Here is a 15382-nt window from a genome sequence, read left to right on the forward strand (position 1 = left end):
CCCTAGTCGGCCTTCAGACGGATCCGCCAGCGCACGAAGCCGAGATAGCAGGCCGACAGCAGCAGCAGGGCACCGATGTCGGTCCACCACGCGCCGGTGGTGTGGTGCCAGAACTTGTCATTGGGCAGCACCGGCTCGGGGACCAATCTGGTCAGATCGATGGTCGAGGCCGACGATGCGAAACCCCACCGTGCCGGCGTGAGCCAGGACAACTGGTCGAGCACCACGCGGCCGGTGACCGGAATCAAGCCGCCCGAGAACACCAACTGGCTCATGACGGCCACCACGAGCAGCGGCATGATCTGCTCGGCGGATTTGGCCAGACCGGACAACGCCAGACCCGTCATGGCCGCGGCCACACACGTCATCGAGATGTCGACGAACATCTCGAGGCTGCGGCTCGGTATCACCGAACCGTTCGTGACCGCTCCGGCGCCCCAGCCTTTGCCCATGATCGTGATGGCCACGACGATGGACGACTGGACGACGGCGAAGGCAGTGAACACCGCGACCTTCGCCGCCAGGTACGCGGTGGTGGACAGGCCGACGGCCTGTTCCCGCCGGAAGATCGCCCGCTCACCGATCAGAGCGCGAATGGTCAGTGCGGTGCCCATGAAGATGGCGCCGACGTTCATCATCACCAGGATCTGGCCCGGCTCGCTCGGCGCGGCGCCGAAATCAGGCGGGCCGGCCGGGAGCGGTTTGCCGAAGCCCACGCTGGACTTGTTCGGGCCGCCGCCGGGCACCGACAGTGACAGCACGCCCATGATGAACGGCAAGAACAGCAGGAACGCGGTGTAGGCGCGGTCGGCCAGGACCAGCTTCACCTGTCGTCGGGCGATGGTGGAGAACTGGCGCAGCAGCGACGTCTTCGCCGGCGCACCCAGGTCTGCCGGTGTTGCCGCGGGTGGCTGCGGCGGCGGCGGGCCGGAGCGTTCCAGGAATCGTTGGTGGGCCGCTTCCGGATCGCCGGCAACCGACGAGAAAATGTCGGCCCAGTTGGTGGTGCCCAGTTCGGGACCGATCTGGCTCGGCGGGCCGCAGAAGGCCGTCATGCCGCCCGGTGCCAACAGCAGCACCTGATCGCAGACGTCCAGGTAGGTCAGCGAGTGCGTGACCACCAGAACCACACGACCGGCATCGGCCAGCTGGCGCAGCATGGTCATCACCTGGCGGTCCAGCGCCGGGTCCAGACCGGACGTCGGCTCATCCAGGATCAGCAACGACGGCCCGGTCAGCAGCTCGAGCGCCACCGAAGCACGCTTGCGCTGACCGCCGGAGAGTTTCTCCACCCGGGTGTCCAGATGCTTCGTCATCTCGAGCTCTTCGAGCACCTGCATGACGACCTGCTCGCGGTCTTCCTTCGTGGTGTCCGGTGGCAGCCGCAGCTCGGCGGCGTACATCAGGGCCTGCCGGACGGTCAACGAACCGTGCACCACATCGTCCTGCGGCACCATGCCGATTCGGGACCGCAGCGAGGCGTACTCGGCATGGATGTCGTGGCCCTCGAACGTGACGGTGCCACTGGTCGGATGCGTCAGGCCGGCGACCTGCTTGGAGAACGTCGACTTGCCGGCGCCCGACGGGCCGATCACCGCGGTCAGCGTGCCGGGGCGGGCGTCCAGCGAGATGTTGTTCAGCAGGGTCTTGTTGCCCTCGATGGTCCACGTCAGGCCGTGGACCTCGAGCCCACCGGTGCGGGTGTCCGCGGTGGTGACGGTGCGGCGGGCCAGGGTGCCACCGCTGTAGACGAGGTCGACGTTACCGATGGTGACGGTGTCGCCGTCGCGGAGCATCGCCTCTTCGACCCGCTGGCCGTTGACGAAGGTGCCGTTGATGCTGCGGTTGTCGATGATCTGGGCGCCGCCGCCCGCAGACGGAACCAAGGTCGCGTGGTGTCGCGATGCCAGGACGTCGGGGATGACGATGTCGTTGTCGGTGCCGCGACCGATCTTGATGGCCCCCGCCGGCACCTCGGCGTTGCGGCCGGGCCGCAGGATCTTGAGCATCGTCGTGCCGAGGTTGTTCTCGCTGGGCCGCGCGACGGCGGTCGGCCCGAACTGGGTGGCAGGCGAGCTCGACTCTTCAGGAACGACGCGCGCCGGCGCCGGCCGCGACATCGGCGCCGACGGCGGCGCGTACTGCTGGGGGCCGGTCGGGTAGCGCGGTGGCTGTTGCTGGCCATACTGCGGCTGCGGGCCACTCGGATACTGCGGCTGCGGACCCGACGGGCTGAAGGTCTGCGGACCGCTCGGGTAGCGCTGCTGTGCCGCCGACGGCGGCGTGTACGGCTGCTGGCTGGGCCAGGTCGCGCTGGGCCGGTGGTTGGTCGACGGCGTCGGGGCGACGGGCATGGACGTCGTCGGCGGCGTGCCGGCCGGGCCCAGGTGCTGGCCGACCTCGAAGGTCAGCAGCGGTCCGTCGGGGTTACCGATGTTCACCGCCGAGCCGTTGTGCAGATCGGCGGCCGGGACACGCTGCCCGTTGACGTACATGCCGTTGAGGCTGCCGTTGTCGACCGCGACCCAGCGGCCGTGATCGAAACGCAGCATCAGGTGTGCGCGCGAGATCAGCGGGTGGGCGACGCGGAAGTCGGCGCGCAGATCGCGGCCGACGACGACGTCGTTTCCCGGGGCGAACGTGCGCGTGGTGGCGTCATGGCGAACGGTTAGCGCTGGCAGTGCGGCTGGTCCAGTCATCGAAGGCAACTCTATCCGTTGCCGGGGACTTTCCTGGGGACCAGCCGGGTCAGTACGGCTTGCCGGTGACCACGCAGTGGGTCCGGGTGTAGATGGTGGGCATGCACAGATTGCAGTGTGTGCAGCCTGATTTCGTGGTGTTGTCGGCTTGGATGCGGTTCAGCAGGTCCGGTTCGGCCAGCAGGGCCCGGCCCATCGCGACGAATTCGAACCCTTCGGCCATGGCCAAATCCATGGTGTCGCGGTTGGTGATGCCGCCCAGCAGGATCAGCGGCATCGACAGTTCGGCGCGGAACTGGCGGGCCTGCTCGAGCAGGAACGCCTCCCGGTACGGGTATTCGCGGAAGAACTTGTGTCCGCTCATCCGGATGCCCCACCGCAGCGGTGGCTTGAAGTTGGCGGCGAACTCTTTGACCGGGGCATCGCCGCGGAACAGGTACATCGGGTTCACGAGCGAGCTGCCCGCGGTGAGCTCGAGGGCATCGAGGTTGCCGTCCTCCTCGAGCCATTTCGCGGTCTGCAGCGACTCGTCGAGGGGGATGCCGCCGCGCACGCCGTCGGTCATGGTGAGTTTGGCGATCACCGCGATCTGATTCCCGACGGCCTCACGTACCGCGGCCACGGTGCCGCGGGCCACCTTGGCCCGGTTGTACAGGGAGCCGCCGAACTCGTCGCGGCGCTTGTTGATCAACGGCGACAGGAACGAGGAGGCGAAGTAGTTGTGTCCCAAGTGGACTTCCACGGCGTCGAACCCGGCCTCGATCGCCAACCGGGCGGCGTTCGCGTGCGCGGCCATCACCGCGTCGATGTCGGCGCGGGTGGCTTTTTTGGCCAAGCGCATCGACAGCGGGTTGAAGAACCGCACCGGGGCCAGCGCTGTGGCTTTGTTGGTGCGGGGGTTGGCGACCGGGCCGGCGTGCCCGATCTGCGCGCTGATCGCCGCCCCCTCGCCGTGCACCGCATCGGTGAGTCTGCGCAGCCCGGGCACGGCCTCGGGGCGCATCCACAACTGCCACCCATCAGTGCGACCGCCCGGGGACACCGCGCAATAGGCGACCGTCGTCATCCCCACCCCACCGGCGGCCGGCAGCCGGTGATAGCGGATCAGATCATCGGTGACCAGCGCATCCGGGGTTGCCGCCTCGAACGTCGCCGCCTTGATCACCCGGTTCCGCAACGTGATCGGACCGAGCTTGGCTGCACTGAAGACGTCAGTGGACACATTGGGCTGGGTGTTCACTTCCGCAGCTGACCACGCCGTCCTGGGTGGTGTCAACGGCGGTTCCCGGGGGCCTGACACAATGTTCGTCGTGGGTGCAATCACGCTGGACGGCAAGGCCACACGCGACGAGATCTTCACTGACCTGACCAAGCGGGTGGCGGCCTTGACTGCTGCCGGTCGGACGCCGGGTCTGGGTACGGTGCTGGTCGGTGACGACCCGGGCTCACACGCCTACGTGCGCGGCAAGCACGCCGACTGCGCCAAGGTCGGCATCAACTCGATCCGCCGGGACCTGCCCGCCGACATCAGCCAGGCCGAGCTGAACGCCGTTATCGATGAGCTGAACGCCAACCCTGAGTGCACGGGCTACATCGTGCAGCTGCCGCTGCCCAAGCACCTCGACGAGAACGCCGCGCTGGAGCGCATCGACCCCGACAAGGACGCCGACGGGCTGCACCCGACCAATCTGGGTCGGTTGGTGCTGAACGAGCCCGCACCGCTGCCGTGCACGCCGCGCGGCATCGTGCACCTGCTGCGCCGTTTCGAGGTGCCGATCGCCGGTGCACATGTCGTGGTGATCGGCCGCGGCGTCACCGTGGGCCGGCCGATGGGCCTGCTGCTCACGCGGCGTTCGGAGAACGCGACAGTGACGTTGTGCCACACCGGAACTCGTGATCTGCCGGCGCTGACCCGGCAGGCCGACATCATCATCGCGGCGGTCGGTGTGCCGCACATGTTGACTGCCGACATGGTCAAGCCGGGCGCGGCCGTCGTCGACGTGGGGGTCAGCCGGGTCGACGGCAAGCTCGCCGGCGACGTCCACCCCGACGTGTGGGAGGTCGCCGGTCACGTGTCGCCCAACCCCGGTGGTGTCGGACCGCTGACCCGGGCCTTCCTGCTGGCCAACGTGGTCGAGGCTGAAGAGGCGAAACTGTCTTGACCGCAAAGGAATTCGCCCGGAAGGTATTCGCCGGCCAATGGCCGATCCTGTCGGTGGGCGTGTTCTTCGTGGTGGCGTTCGCGTTGGTGGTCGGCGGCTACTGGCGCCGCGGCGCGCTCGTGATGGCGATCGGCGTCGGGATCGCGGCGGTCATGCGGCTGCTGCTGACCGATGACCGTGCCGGCCTGCTCGTGGTGCGCAGCCGGATCATCGACGTCGCGACAACAGCGTCGGTCAGCGCCGTCATGCTGTACGTGGCGTGGACCATCAATCCGTTGGGGACTGCCTAGCTTTTGGCCCGAGGCCGGTGCCTCACGCCGTCGGGAGCAGCGCCACTGGGCCATCCTTGCGTAGCTGTGCCGGGGTGACCCCGAACCAGCGCTTGACCGACCTCGTCATGGACGACTGTTCGGAGTAGCCGAGGACGGCCGCGACCTGGCTCAGGGGCAGCTCGGTTTCTAGCAGCAACCGGCGCGTCGCCGACCGGTAGACGTCGGCCCGGATGTCCTCGAACGTGGCGTGCTCGTCTGACAGTCGCCGCTGCAACGTCCGCGGATGCATGTTGAGCAGATCGGCGATCTCCGCCTTGGTGCCCCGGTTGGCTCCGATGGTGCTCTTCAGTGTGCGCTGCACGCGTTCCGAAAGGCTTTGTCCGGCTGCGGGACAACGGGTGGCCATGTACGCGATCGCCTGGCTGCGGAGGTGCGGCTTGATGGACTGGATTCGGGCGTGCAGCAGATCGCGCTCCAAATGTATTGCCGCGTAGGGCTGTTCGAAAGCGACAGGTGCATCGAAATGGGAACGGTAGGCGCTGCGCGCTCCGACCGGCGAGTGTGGGAGGCATACGCCCTGCAGGCGCAGTGGAATTGGCGAAAGACTCTGTGCCATCCGGTATGTCGACGACAGGTACGCATCGATCAACTGCCGCTGTGGGACCGCGCGCTCGAGTTTGACGTCGAAACGCACCGTGATGCAGCCGGGCAGGTGCGGGCTGGGGTCCTCGATGACCAACTCGTAGCAGGGGCTGTGAAAGAACAGATACCGCGATGCGTTGGCCGTCGCCTCGTACACCGTGTCGCTGTTCTGCACGACCACCGCGAGCAGGCCCAATATCGACAGGTCCTGACGGCTGCCCAGCCGGAGGCCGAGCGTGGGCAGCCGGTGCTGCCGGGCGGCGTTCTCGAGGAGGAGCGCGACGGCGTCGAGGGGGACCATCGTTTCGGCATCGTGCAATGCATCCGGGTCCAGTCCGCTCTGCCGGTACAACCGGTCGGGGTCGCCGGAGAGTTCGCGGATGAACGGGGCGAAGTCCTGCAGCACGCCAGCTCTGATCGACTCGTCCACGTTCGTCAGTGTCGAAATCCGTGTCTCGATATGTCAAGAGCGATTTCCCGGCCGCACCGAAGATCACACGGTGAACTTCGATGAGTACCGCACATACGACGCCACCGGGCTGGCGAAGCTGGTCGCCGACAAAGAGGTGTCGCCCGCGGAATTGCTGACACTGGCCCGGGACCGGGCCGCAGCGGTGAATCCCAAGATCAACGCCATCGTCCGCGATGTGCCCGCCGCGTTGCCGTCGGACGAGCTCAGTGGTCCCTTCGCGGGTGTGCCGTTCCTGATCAAGGACCTCGGGCAGGACTACGCGGGCCTGCCGAGCTCACACGGATCCCGTTCACTGAAGTCGTTGCCGGCCACGGAACACGCGACGATCGTGCAGCGCTGGCTCGACGCCGGGTTGGTGATATTCGGCAAGACCAACCTGCCGGAGTTCGGGGCGAAGGCCATTTCCGAACCCGAGGTGTGGGGTCCCGCGCGCAATCCATGGGATCTGACGCGAACGCCGGGCGGCTCGTCGGGCGGTTCGGCCGCCGCCGTCGCCGCGGGAATCGTGCCCTGCGCCGGTGCCAACGACGGTGGCGGATCAACGCGCATCCCCGCGGCCTGCTGCGGACTGGTCGGGTTGAAGCCCGGACGCGGGCTGACTCCCTTCGGTCCCGGCAGCGGCGAGATGATGCACGGCGCAGCGGTGCAGGGAGTGGTATCGCGGACGGTGCGCGACACCGCCGCGATGTTCGACGTCATCAGCGGCGGCGAGCCCAGCGGGCCCTATGTTCCGGGGATACCGACGACGTCGTTCGCGTCGGCTGTGGGTGAGCGCCCGGCGAAACTGCGGATCGGCGTCCGGGTGCCCGCAGCGATCACGCCGGCGCCGCACCCTGAGGCGTTCGCGGCGGTGGCGGCGACGGTGCGCACCCTGACCGAGCTCGGCCACCACGTGGAGGAATTGCCGCAGGCGCCGTTCGATGACGGTGAGTTGGCGCGGGACTTCCTGCTCACCTGGTTTGTGTTTCTGGCCTGGGAGGTCGCCGATGCCAAGCGGCTGACGGGTGCGGGCGACGACGCGTTCGAGCGCGAGACGTTGATCATGGCGGCGCTCGGGCGCGCGACCAGCAGCGTCGACTACGTGGCCGCTGTGCAACGGCGCCACGACCATGCCCGCCGGCTCACCACGTTCTTCGAGTCGTACGACCTGCTACTGACGCCGACGCTGGCGACGCCGCCCCCGAAGATCGGCGAGTTCGACCTGCCGGCGGCCCTGCGACCCGCGGTCGACGTGTTGCTCAAGACCCGCACCGCATCCTTCCTGCGATACACGAAGATCGTCGACGACATGGTGGAGAAGAACCTCGGCTGGGTTCCGTATACGCAATTGGCGAATCTGACCGGCCGCCCGGCCATCTCGTTGCCGTTGCACTGGACCGCCGACGGGCTGCCGCTCGGTGTCCAGTTCGTGGCTCCGCTCGGAGGTGAATCGCTACTCATCCAGCTGGCCGCTCAACTCGAGGAAGCGATGCCCTGGGCGGACCGTATCGCCCCGCTGTAGCGGCGACACATTCACCCCGCACTCGCGCGGGGAATTGAATCGGACTAAAGTCCGTTTAATTCGATCGGGTCATCCCGACCGTGAAACTCAGCCCTGAGGAGCTCAACATGAACACGGCACTGTGGATCGTCGCCGGCGTACTGGCATTCGTCTTCGCCGGAAGCGGCAGCATGAAGCTGGTCCTGCCCAAGGAGAAGCTGGTCGCGCAAGGCCTCGGCGGACTCGCCGACGTGGACCCGAACGCCATCCGCGGTATCGGCGCGGCCGAAGTGGCCGGCGCCATCGGCCTGATCGTGCCGCCGCTGGTGCACATCCTCCCGGTACTCACGCCGCTGGCCGCCCTCGGCCTGGCGGTGGTCATGGTCGGTGCCATCGTCGTGCACGGCCGGCGCAAGGAGTACCCGAACGTGGCGGTCAACGTGGTGCTGCTGGGTCTCGCCCTGTTCGTCGCCTGGGGCCGGTTCGGCGCCTACGCCTTCTGATCTCTGGGATTTGTGCACGGTTTTCCGCGGTAGCCGCGGAAAACCGTGCACAAATCGCTGTCAGTGGCCGCCGGTGCGGGCGAGCCGGTCCTCGTGGATCTGCACCAGCTCCCGGAAGCCGAGCCGGTGGTAGTGCGGCACCGGCTGCACGCCCCAGGTGTCCTGGGCGGTTTTCTGCCCGGTCGCCTCAGCGGGTCCGCCGAACGGCGCACCTGAAAAGTCATAGGGGAACTTGCATTCCACGGTGTCGTCGGAGTAGCGCACCTTCATCAGCTCGCTGCAGATCTCTCGGAACGACAACGTCGGCCAGCCGTACCAGACGGCCAGTGCCGGCATGGTGAACGACCCCTCGATCACGAGGCCGAACAGGCAGATGAAGAGTCCCCGCTTGAGCCACTTGTGCATGTTGGCGTAGACGGGTGTGGTGCCGAGGGGGAGGGCCGGCGTGGATTCGGCTTCGGTGGTGGTCATGGAATTCCTTTAGTCGCTGAAGATTTCGCGATTGACGGTGTGCAGATACGGGATGGCCAGGAACGGCGTGATGTAGAAGATGTCGTACAACCACCAGCCGACGACGGGGAAAACCACACCGGCGTAACGGATGTCGGCGAACATCGTCATGTTGAACGTGTAACCGATCGAGATGACGATGCCGAACCAGCAGGTGATGATGAGCCACTGGTGCCCCCACCGCTTCATCTGCAGGAACGCGATGCCGGCCGCGATGCGCATGGTGAACACCGTCAGGATCAGCGCCACCTCCCAGGCTTTTTCGCCCGGTGCGCCGGCCCCGCCGATCCACAGTTCGTTGTAGTGCCAGAAGTATCCGGCGTCGAACATGTTGCCCCACGCCGTGATGATGGTGCGGTTCAGCAGCGTGTGATTGGCCAGCAGATCCAGTGACCACCCGATGCTGTTGAGCGCGGCGTCGAGGATCACCAGATAGCCGATGAGCGTCACGATGATCGGCCGCACCGACAGTCCGGCCTTCTGTGCGCGCCGCTGCAGCCAGACGCCGCGCAGGAAGAACGGCAGCCCGACGAACCCGATGAACATCGACCCCATCAACAGCGTGCCGGTGATCAGCCAGCGGTCGGCCTGCCGTTGCGCTTGCCGGGATTCGTCGTGGTGCTGGTCGTAACCGACCGTGGGGATGGTCGTCGAACTCACAGCGACCACCAGCCACGGACGATCGACATGTGCAGCTGGATCAGGAACATCGCCAATAGCCAGCCGTAGGCGAACAGCTGGAAGACGATCAGTGCCCGTTTGCGTTTGCGGTCCTGCTCATTCATGGCCGTGAAACTCCTTTTCTGACTGTGACATTCGTGGTCAGCGGATACCCGCCGGCTGCAGGCACGCGGCGGCGATCTCCCGCAGGCCTTCGCTGATGGCGCCATCGCTGCTCAGCGGGGCCAGGACCGCGGCTTCGGCGGCCGACATCTCGTCGGCACCCGCGGCGACCAGATGCGCCGCCGAGACCAGCACTCGGGTCGACGGCGGCTCGAAATGGAAGGCATCGTCGGCCTGGCGAATGCTGTTGGCGCACTGCACGAGCCGTGATGCGGCGCCGACTTCGATACCGGTTTCGCCGACGATGACTTCGGCCTCACGGTCGGGTGGCAGGTAGGTCATCGCGATGGTGACGAACCGCTGCCGGAACGACGGTTTGAGGTCCTTGAGCGAATGCCGGTACGCCGGGTTGTACGAGCAGACGAGCAGGAAGGACTCGGGTGCCGGCACCACTTCGCCGGCGCGGTCCAGATAGAGGGTGCGGCGGTGGTCGGTCAGTGAATGCAGGATCGCCAGCGAGTCATGGCGCGCCTCCACCACCTCGTCGAGATAGCAGATGGCGCCATCTTTGACGGCGCGGGTCAGTGGACCGTCGGTCCAGAGCACGTCACCGCCGGCGACGACGAACCGGCCGACCAGGTCCGAACTGGTGAGGTCGTCATGACAGCTGATGGTGACCACGGGGCGCCCCAACAGGTTTCCCATGTGCTCGACGAAGCGCGTCTTGCCGCAGCCCGTCGGCCCGGTGAGCATGACCGGCAGCCGGCGCTGATACGCCTGACCGAAAGTGGTCACCTCGTCGCCGGCCGGCAGGTATGGCGAATCAGTCATGCGGATACCAACTCTCGGTGTACGTGCGCCAGAACACGGGGGAGTTCCTCGATGCGGCGGATCCGCCGGGATCGACGGGAGCCGAACACTTCGGGCAGCGGATCCACCCGGACCGGTCCCAGGCCCAGGTAGTAGACGCCGACGCCGGCCTCGTCGGCTTCGGCGACGGCGTGCGCGACGTCGGCCCACGCGTACCGGCCTTCGTAGCCTTCGTCGGAGATGAGCCCGTCGCCGATCACGATGAGAACCCGGCGCTGCGCGGGCTGGGTCAGGAGGCGGCTGGTCACGTGCCGGATGGGTGCGCCGAGTCGGGTGTATCCACCGGTCACCAGGCCGGACCGGCTGGGCAGCGCAAAGTGGTTGTCGCTGAAGTCTTTCAGGCACCGAACTTCGACGCGGTGGCGGGTGTTTCCGCTGAAGACGAAGATGCCGTGGCGCTCGCGGGCCACGGTCATGGCGCGGGAAAGCGCGTCGGCACAGGCCAATTCGAGGTCGAACACCCGGCCCTGATGGATTCCCAGCGACGAGCTGCCGTCCATCAGTACGGCGGTGACGGTGTCGCGCGCACTTGGCAGTAAGGCGCGGAACACCTTCGCCTCCTGCTGGGACCCGGCGCGCCCGTCCGCGTAGGCCGCGACGTAGGCGTCGACATCGAGGTCGCTGCCGTCCTCCAGTCGGTTGATCATCGTGCGGTGGGTCGGCTCATCGAACCAGCGCCGGATGCCGGGCGACGCGCCACCGCGGCGGTCGTGCCGGGTCTGTCGCCGTTCCAGGACCGCGACGTGATCGGGCAGGAACTGGCCACGCCACGAATTCCATTCGGGGTAGGGGATTCCCGCGCGTTGATCGGGCCGGATGTCGAGGTCGTCGTCCTCGGGCCGGCTGGCCGGTGGCAGGTTGGCGTTGCGCACGCCGCCCTCGCCGCCGACCGGGATCGACATCAGCCGTTGGGTGTCCGAGCGGGTTGACGACCACGGCATACGGCCGAGGGTGCGCCGGATCGCGCTCGCCAGTGTGCGGGTGGCGGCCGCGCTCAGCGGCGGTGCGCCGAGCAGCGGATGATCTGGCAATCGTTCCCGGGACTGCGCCAAGATGTCTGTGCGGGAGAGGATTTCGGTTGCACAGAGGTCCGGATCGGCCGGCTCCAGTTCGGGCAGCACCCGGCGCGCTTCGGGAAGTAGGCCGGGCCAACGCCCGGCCACCCAACCCAGTGCGACCGCACCCTCGACCAGGCGGAGCGCAGCGAGTTCGCGCTCGGACAACTGGTGCAGTGGGTACTGCGCGATGCGGTCTTTCGACGGTGCGCACTGCAGGGCAACACCACATGTGTAGGTCCGCAGCGACCAGTCGGGCGCCGGTGCCGGGTAGGGGACGTGGACGACGGAACGGCTTGCGCTCAAACCGAAGTGGCGCAGGTCGCCGGAGATCAGCCGCACCCCGGTCCGTCGTCGCCCGGACAATGCCACCGCGGTCAACGCGCAGGCGCGTTCGAGCTCTGCGGCGGCGATCGATCGGGACACAGGCGGATCGGCCGATTCAGAACGTGCCGATGTTCGAGAACATCCAGTACCAGAACGCGATCAGGGCGGCCATGGCGCCCCATGCGATGGCGAGACGGGCGATCTCCTGCCACATGGTGTCTCCTCCGGTTATCGGGCTGCGATACCCCGCAGCGCGGTGTTGACGAAGTTGTCCAGCAGTGCGGTGCGGATCTGGTCCGCGCCGCGGCTCGTGGTCAGCAGCGCATAGAGGCTGAGCAGGAAGTAGACCGCGCTGTGGAACGGGTCGACGTCGGCGTCCGCCTCGCCGGATTGCCGCGCCCGTTCGATCTCCTGGACGACCAGCACGATCACCCGGTGGTCGGTCCATTCGTCGTCGAGCGGGCGGTTCGAGGAGAAGTGCAGGGCCAGTACGTCTTTGAAGAGCAGCCGGCCGAGCCGCTGTTCGACGGCCACGATGACCCGGACCACCTCGGTCAGGGCCTCTTCGAGCGTGTGCGGCTTCTGCAGGAACTTGGCGAGCTCCCGGCCGGCGGATTCCTCGGCCTGGCGCTCGAGCTCGAACAGCACGTGTTCCTTGGTGGGGAAGTGGAAGTAGAACGTGCCGTGTGCGACACCGGCGGCGCGGATGATGGCGCCGACGTCGGCGTCGGCCATGCCCGCGCGCTTGAACTCGGTGATCGCGGCATCGAGGACGCGCTGGCGGGTTTCGAGCCGTTTGGCTTCTCGCAGCGACGGTTTGGCGGTGGCGCGGGTCATGGTGGCTCAAGTTGTACCCGGTTTACTGACCTGAGTCAATGACGTTAGTCAGTCATATTCACAGGAAATTGCCCGTTAGGCAATCTTGCCCAATGTGCAAAATTATCGTTAGGGTTGGCGGCATGCCCGAATCAGCTGCATCTGGTCTGCGCGAACGCAAGAAGCTCGACACCCGCCGGGCGCTGAGTGATGCCGCGCTGCAATTGGCGTTCGATCGTGGTGGGCTCGACGCCGTCACCCGTGAGGAGATCGCCGCGCTGGCCGGCGTGTCGTTGCGGACGTTCAACAACTACTTCACCGGCAAGTACGAGGCGCTGGCCTATCGCATCGCCGAGCGCATGCGACGCAGCGTCGCGGTGTTCCGATCGCGGCCCGCCGATGAACCGCTGTGGACATCGATCGTCGGGGCGGTGACGGGAACGCTCGAGCAGGAGATGGCCGACATCACCGGTGCCGACGTCGTCCCCGACCGCCGCGAGCTCGCCGAGGTCCGAAAACTCCTGATGCGCACCGAGGTTCGTAACGCGGTACCGCACGATCTCTACGAAGACTGGGTATCGGCCATCGCCGAGCGGACCGGCCTCGGTCCTGACGACATGTACCCGCGACTGGTGGCGGCCGTGGTGCGCGCCATCGGGGACACCGCGATGGAGGCGTACGTGAACGCCGACCCGCCGGTGGCCATCACCGGCCTGATGCGCGCGGGTTTCGATGCGGTCATCGCCGGGCTGCCCGAACCGAACAGAACGAAGGAGTGACCATGCCCGCTGACGTCGTGATCTCCGGCGCCGGACCCAACGGCCTGATGATGGCCTGCGAACTCGCCCTCGCCGGGATCAAACCGGTCATCCTCGATGCACTGCCCGGCCCTGGCGACGAGCCCAAGGCGAACGGCCTTGTCGGGCAAGTGATCCGGCAGCTCGACATGCGCGGTCTCTACCAGGCCTTCACGGGCGATCCCAACCCGCCCGGACCTGCCTACGGCTGGATTTTCGCCGGCCTGCCGCTGAACTTCGTTGGCGTCGAGGACAACCCGATGCACGCAGTCCTGATGAAGCAGCCCCGGTTGGTCCAACTGCTGTATGAGCGGGCCCAGGTTCTCGGCGTCGAGGTGCGGTGGGGGCATACCGTGACGGCGCTGTCGGCTGGACCTGACGGCGTCACCGTTGATGTGGCCGGGCCTGACGGCGCCTATGTGCTGCACGCCGATTGGCTGGTGGGAGCCGACGGCGGCCGGAGTGTCGTCCGCAAGCAGTCGGGTATCGGGTTCCCCGGGCACACGTCACCGACGGTGGCCCGGTTGGCACATGTGCACGTCGCCGACGAGTTCCGTACTCCGAACGGCGAATTCGATGTTCCCGGATTCGGGCGAATTCCCTTCGGACACAACCGGTACGACACCGGCATGGTGATGTACTTCGAGGCGCACGGCGATCCGCCGATGCTGGGCACCCTCGAGTTCGGTTCGCTGCCCGATGACGCACCGGGGGAGTTGACGTACGACGAACTCCGGCAGAGCCTGCACCGGGTACTCGGGGTCGACGTGCCGTTCGAACCGCCGGCCGGGCCGGGTCCGTTCGCGATGCGCCGCATCGACGGCCAGAACACCCGGCAGGCAGATGCGTACCGGGCCGGCCGCATTCTGCTGATCGGTGATGCCGCACACGTGCATTCGGCGATGGGTGGTCCGGGGCTCAATCTCGGTCTGCAGGACACCCTGAATCTGGGCTGGAAGCTGGCTGCCGTCATCAACGGCTGGGCACCGGAGGAATTGATCGACACGTATGAGTCCGAGCGTTATCCGGTCGGCGAGCGCGTCATGATGCACTCTCTGGCGCAGATCGCGCTCACCGCGCCCGGACCCGAGGTGCGCGCCCTGCGCACGCTTCTCGGTGAACTCTTCCAGCTGCCCGACGCCACCGCACATATGGCCGGACTACTGGCGGGGGCCGACGTGCGCTACGAGATGGGCGGCACCACCCACCGCCTCACCGGATTCATGGTGCCGGACGAGACGCTGGACGACGGGCGCCGGCTCACCGACCTGCTGCACAGCGGACGGGGCGTGGTCCTCGACCTGTCCGGCGGTGCGGTGGCCGCCGTCGTCGCACCGTGGGAGCGCCGTGTCGACACGGTGGAAGCCGCCATGGCGGACGGGCCTGCCGCCATGCTGATCCGGCCCGACGGTTATGTCGCTTGGGCGGCAGACACTTTCGGGGCCGAAGACGCGGAGCACCTGCGGGCCGCACTGGCGCGCTGGTTCGGTCCGGCCGAGATCAGCGCCTGAGCGCCCGGCGTGCGACGCCGGGGTGGGCGGCGAGCCTGGGGCCGAGCAGCAGGGCGAAGACCGTCACCGCAAGCCACGGCCGCAGGTGCGGTCGCAGCCGCCGGATCAACCCCGCATCGTCGAGTTCGAACACCAGGGCATCGGTGATGGTCAGTCTCGCGATGCGCCCGCGACTCACCGCGACGCGCGTGGGTCCGTCACCGATGACGTTCTCCCACTCCAGGTTTCGCATCCCGGCATATACCGCGGTCAGGAGCACCCGGAGGTCGTCGCGGCCGCGGAACACCATGCGCCCGGACAGCGGGGAGATCAGCTCGGCGTCGGGTGCGAGTGCGGCGATGAACCGGTCGACGTCACCGCTGCGGGTGGCCGCGCACAACGTCGCGACGGAATCTGTGCTTGTCGTCATCAGGACCCCCTGAGCGTCACTTGTTATTTGCAACCCACTCATTCAGAGTCCATTGCAGAAAGCAATGGACTACG

16 protein-coding genes are annotated in these 15382 nt (G+C 67.2%); 6 read left to right on the forward strand and 10 right to left on the reverse strand.

Annotated elements, in window-relative coordinates; all coding sequences use genetic code 11:
• Positions 1-2: 2 nt before the first annotated feature.
• Entirely contained in the window at positions 3-2699 is a 2697-nt protein-coding gene (locus tag ACJH7A_RS18700) for an FHA domain-containing protein (protein WP_212806722.1), read from the reverse strand.
• Positions 2700-2748: 49 nt separating this feature from the next.
• Positions 2749-3939, reverse strand: coding sequence for an NADH:flavin oxidoreductase (locus ACJH7A_RS18705; RefSeq protein WP_212806721.1), 1191 nt, complete (start codon positions 3937-3939; stop codon positions 2749-2751).
• Positions 3940-4009: 70 nt separating this feature from the next.
• Here ACJH7A_RS18705 and ACJH7A_RS18710 point away from each other — a divergent pair, with 70 nt between their 5' ends.
• Complete coding sequence (locus ACJH7A_RS18710; RefSeq protein WP_029105851.1) at positions 4010-4861, forward strand: bifunctional methylenetetrahydrofolate dehydrogenase/methenyltetrahydrofolate cyclohydrolase; 852 nt, start codon at positions 4010-4012, stop codon at positions 4859-4861.
• The gene (locus ACJH7A_RS18715) at positions 4858-5151 is read left to right on the forward strand and encodes a DUF3017 domain-containing protein (protein WP_020104182.1); all 294 of its coding nucleotides are present in this window, start codon (positions 4858-4860) and stop codon (positions 5149-5151) included. Before ACJH7A_RS18710 ends, ACJH7A_RS18715 begins: the two co-directional genes overlap by 4 nt.
• Before the next feature lie 22 nt (positions 5152-5173).
• Here ACJH7A_RS18715 and ACJH7A_RS18720 read toward each other — a convergent pair whose 3' ends face one another.
• Entirely contained in the window at positions 5174-6205 is a 1032-nt protein-coding gene (locus tag ACJH7A_RS18720; protein WP_212806720.1) for an AraC family transcriptional regulator, read from the reverse strand.
• Between the two features lie 70 nt (positions 6206-6275).
• On the opposite strand from ACJH7A_RS18720, the gene ACJH7A_RS18725 reads away from it, so the two are divergent.
• The gene (locus ACJH7A_RS18725; RefSeq protein ID WP_267323812.1) at positions 6276-7748 is read left to right on the forward strand and encodes an amidase; all 1473 of its coding nucleotides are present in this window, start codon (positions 6276-6278) and stop codon (positions 7746-7748) included.
• A 107-nt stretch (positions 7749-7855) separates the two neighbouring features.
• Positions 7856-8230, forward strand: coding sequence for a DoxX family protein (locus tag ACJH7A_RS18730; RefSeq protein ID WP_267323811.1), 375 nt, complete (start codon positions 7856-7858; stop codon positions 8228-8230).
• A gap of 60 nt (positions 8231-8290) precedes the next feature.
• Here the strand turns inward: ACJH7A_RS18730 and ACJH7A_RS18735 are convergent, their stop codons facing one another.
• The 6 genes from ACJH7A_RS18735 to ACJH7A_RS18760 form a co-directional block, all read right to left on the reverse strand.
• A complete protein-coding gene (locus ACJH7A_RS18735; RefSeq protein ID WP_138250186.1) occupies positions 8291-8701 on the reverse strand; it encodes a hypothetical protein in 411 nt (136 codons plus the stop codon).
• A 9-nt stretch (positions 8702-8710) separates the two neighbouring features.
• Positions 8711-9409 carry a hypothetical protein gene (locus tag ACJH7A_RS18740; protein ID WP_406802515.1) on the reverse strand — a complete coding sequence of 233 codons (699 nt, stop codon included), beginning with the start codon at positions 9407-9409 and terminating at the stop codon, positions 8711-8713.
• Positions 9397-9525 (reverse strand): hypothetical protein, encoded by a 129-nt coding sequence (locus ACJH7A_RS18745; RefSeq protein WP_256370088.1) that lies wholly within the window; start codon positions 9523-9525, stop codon positions 9397-9399. The genes ACJH7A_RS18740 and ACJH7A_RS18745 overlap by 13 nt, the downstream gene beginning before the upstream one ends.
• A 37-nt stretch (positions 9526-9562) precedes the next feature.
• On the reverse strand, positions 9563-10354 hold the full coding sequence (locus ACJH7A_RS18750) for a CbbQ/NirQ/NorQ/GpvN family protein (RefSeq protein WP_267323809.1): 792 nt from the start codon (positions 10352-10354) through the stop codon (positions 9563-9565).
• Complete coding sequence (locus ACJH7A_RS18755) at positions 10351-11874, reverse strand: nitric oxide reductase activation protein NorD (protein ID WP_212806714.1); 1524 nt, start codon at positions 11872-11874, stop codon at positions 10351-10353. Before ACJH7A_RS18755 ends, ACJH7A_RS18750 begins: the two co-directional genes overlap by 4 nt.
• Before the next feature lie 129 nt (positions 11875-12003).
• Positions 12004-12612, reverse strand: coding sequence for a TetR/AcrR family transcriptional regulator (locus tag ACJH7A_RS18760; protein ID WP_212806713.1), 609 nt, complete (start codon positions 12610-12612; stop codon positions 12004-12006).
• A gap of 122 nt (positions 12613-12734) precedes the next feature.
• On the opposite strand from ACJH7A_RS18760, the gene ACJH7A_RS18765 reads away from it, so the two are divergent.
• Together ACJH7A_RS18765 and ACJH7A_RS18770 are read left to right on the forward strand one after the other, a co-directional pair.
• Positions 12735-13370 (forward strand): TetR family transcriptional regulator, encoded by a 636-nt coding sequence (locus tag ACJH7A_RS18765; protein WP_212806712.1) that lies wholly within the window; start codon positions 12735-12737, stop codon positions 13368-13370.
• A 2-nt stretch (positions 13371-13372) separates the two neighbouring features.
• On the forward strand, positions 13373-14899 hold the full coding sequence (locus ACJH7A_RS18770; protein ID WP_212806711.1) for an FAD-dependent monooxygenase: 1527 nt from the start codon (positions 13373-13375) through the stop codon (positions 14897-14899).
• Here the strand turns inward: ACJH7A_RS18770 and ACJH7A_RS18775 are convergent.
• Positions 14889-15308, reverse strand: coding sequence for a nuclear transport factor 2 family protein (locus ACJH7A_RS18775; protein WP_212806710.1), 420 nt, complete (start codon positions 15306-15308; stop codon positions 14889-14891). The two genes, ACJH7A_RS18770 and ACJH7A_RS18775, sit on opposite strands and share 11 nt — an antisense overlap.
• Between the last annotated feature and the right edge of the window lie 74 nt (positions 15309-15382).

Origin of the sequence: Mycobacterium sp. SMC-17, assembly GCF_045310915.1 — a bacterium.
In the GTDB taxonomy this organism is placed as follows: Bacteria; Actinomycetota; Actinomycetes; order Mycobacteriales; family Mycobacteriaceae; genus Mycobacterium.

What these genes read in the sequence shown, in the direction of transcription:
- ACJH7A_RS18700 (WP_212806722.1), bottom strand. Translation starts at nt 2,699, where the DNA reads ATGACTGGACCAGCCGCACTGCCAGCGCTAACCGTTCGCCATGACGCC.
- ACJH7A_RS18730 (WP_267323811.1), top strand. Translation starts at nt 7,856, where the DNA reads ATGAACACGGCACTGTGGATCGTCGCCGGCGTACTGGCATTCGTCTTC.
- ACJH7A_RS18735 (WP_138250186.1), bottom strand. Translation starts at nt 8,701, where the DNA reads ATGACCACCACCGAAGCCGAATCCACGCCGGCCCTCCCCCTCGGCACC.
- ACJH7A_RS18745 (WP_256370088.1), bottom strand. Translation starts at nt 9,525, where the DNA reads ATGAATGAGCAGGACCGCAAACGCAAACGGGCACTGATCGTCTTCCAG.
- ACJH7A_RS18750 (WP_267323809.1), bottom strand. Translation starts at nt 10,354, where the DNA reads ATGACTGATTCGCCATACCTGCCGGCCGGCGACGAGGTGACCACTTTC.
- ACJH7A_RS18760 (WP_212806713.1), bottom strand. Translation starts at nt 12,612, where the DNA reads ATGACCCGCGCCACCGCCAAACCGTCGCTGCGAGAAGCCAAACGGCTC.
- ACJH7A_RS18765 (WP_212806712.1), top strand. Translation starts at nt 12,735, where the DNA reads ATGCCCGAATCAGCTGCATCTGGTCTGCGCGAACGCAAGAAGCTCGAC.
- ACJH7A_RS18770 (WP_212806711.1), top strand. Translation starts at nt 13,373, where the DNA reads ATGCCCGCTGACGTCGTGATCTCCGGCGCCGGACCCAACGGCCTGATG.
- ACJH7A_RS18775 (WP_212806710.1), bottom strand. Translation starts at nt 15,308, where the DNA reads ATGACGACAAGCACAGATTCCGTCGCGACGTTGTGCGCGGCCACCCGC.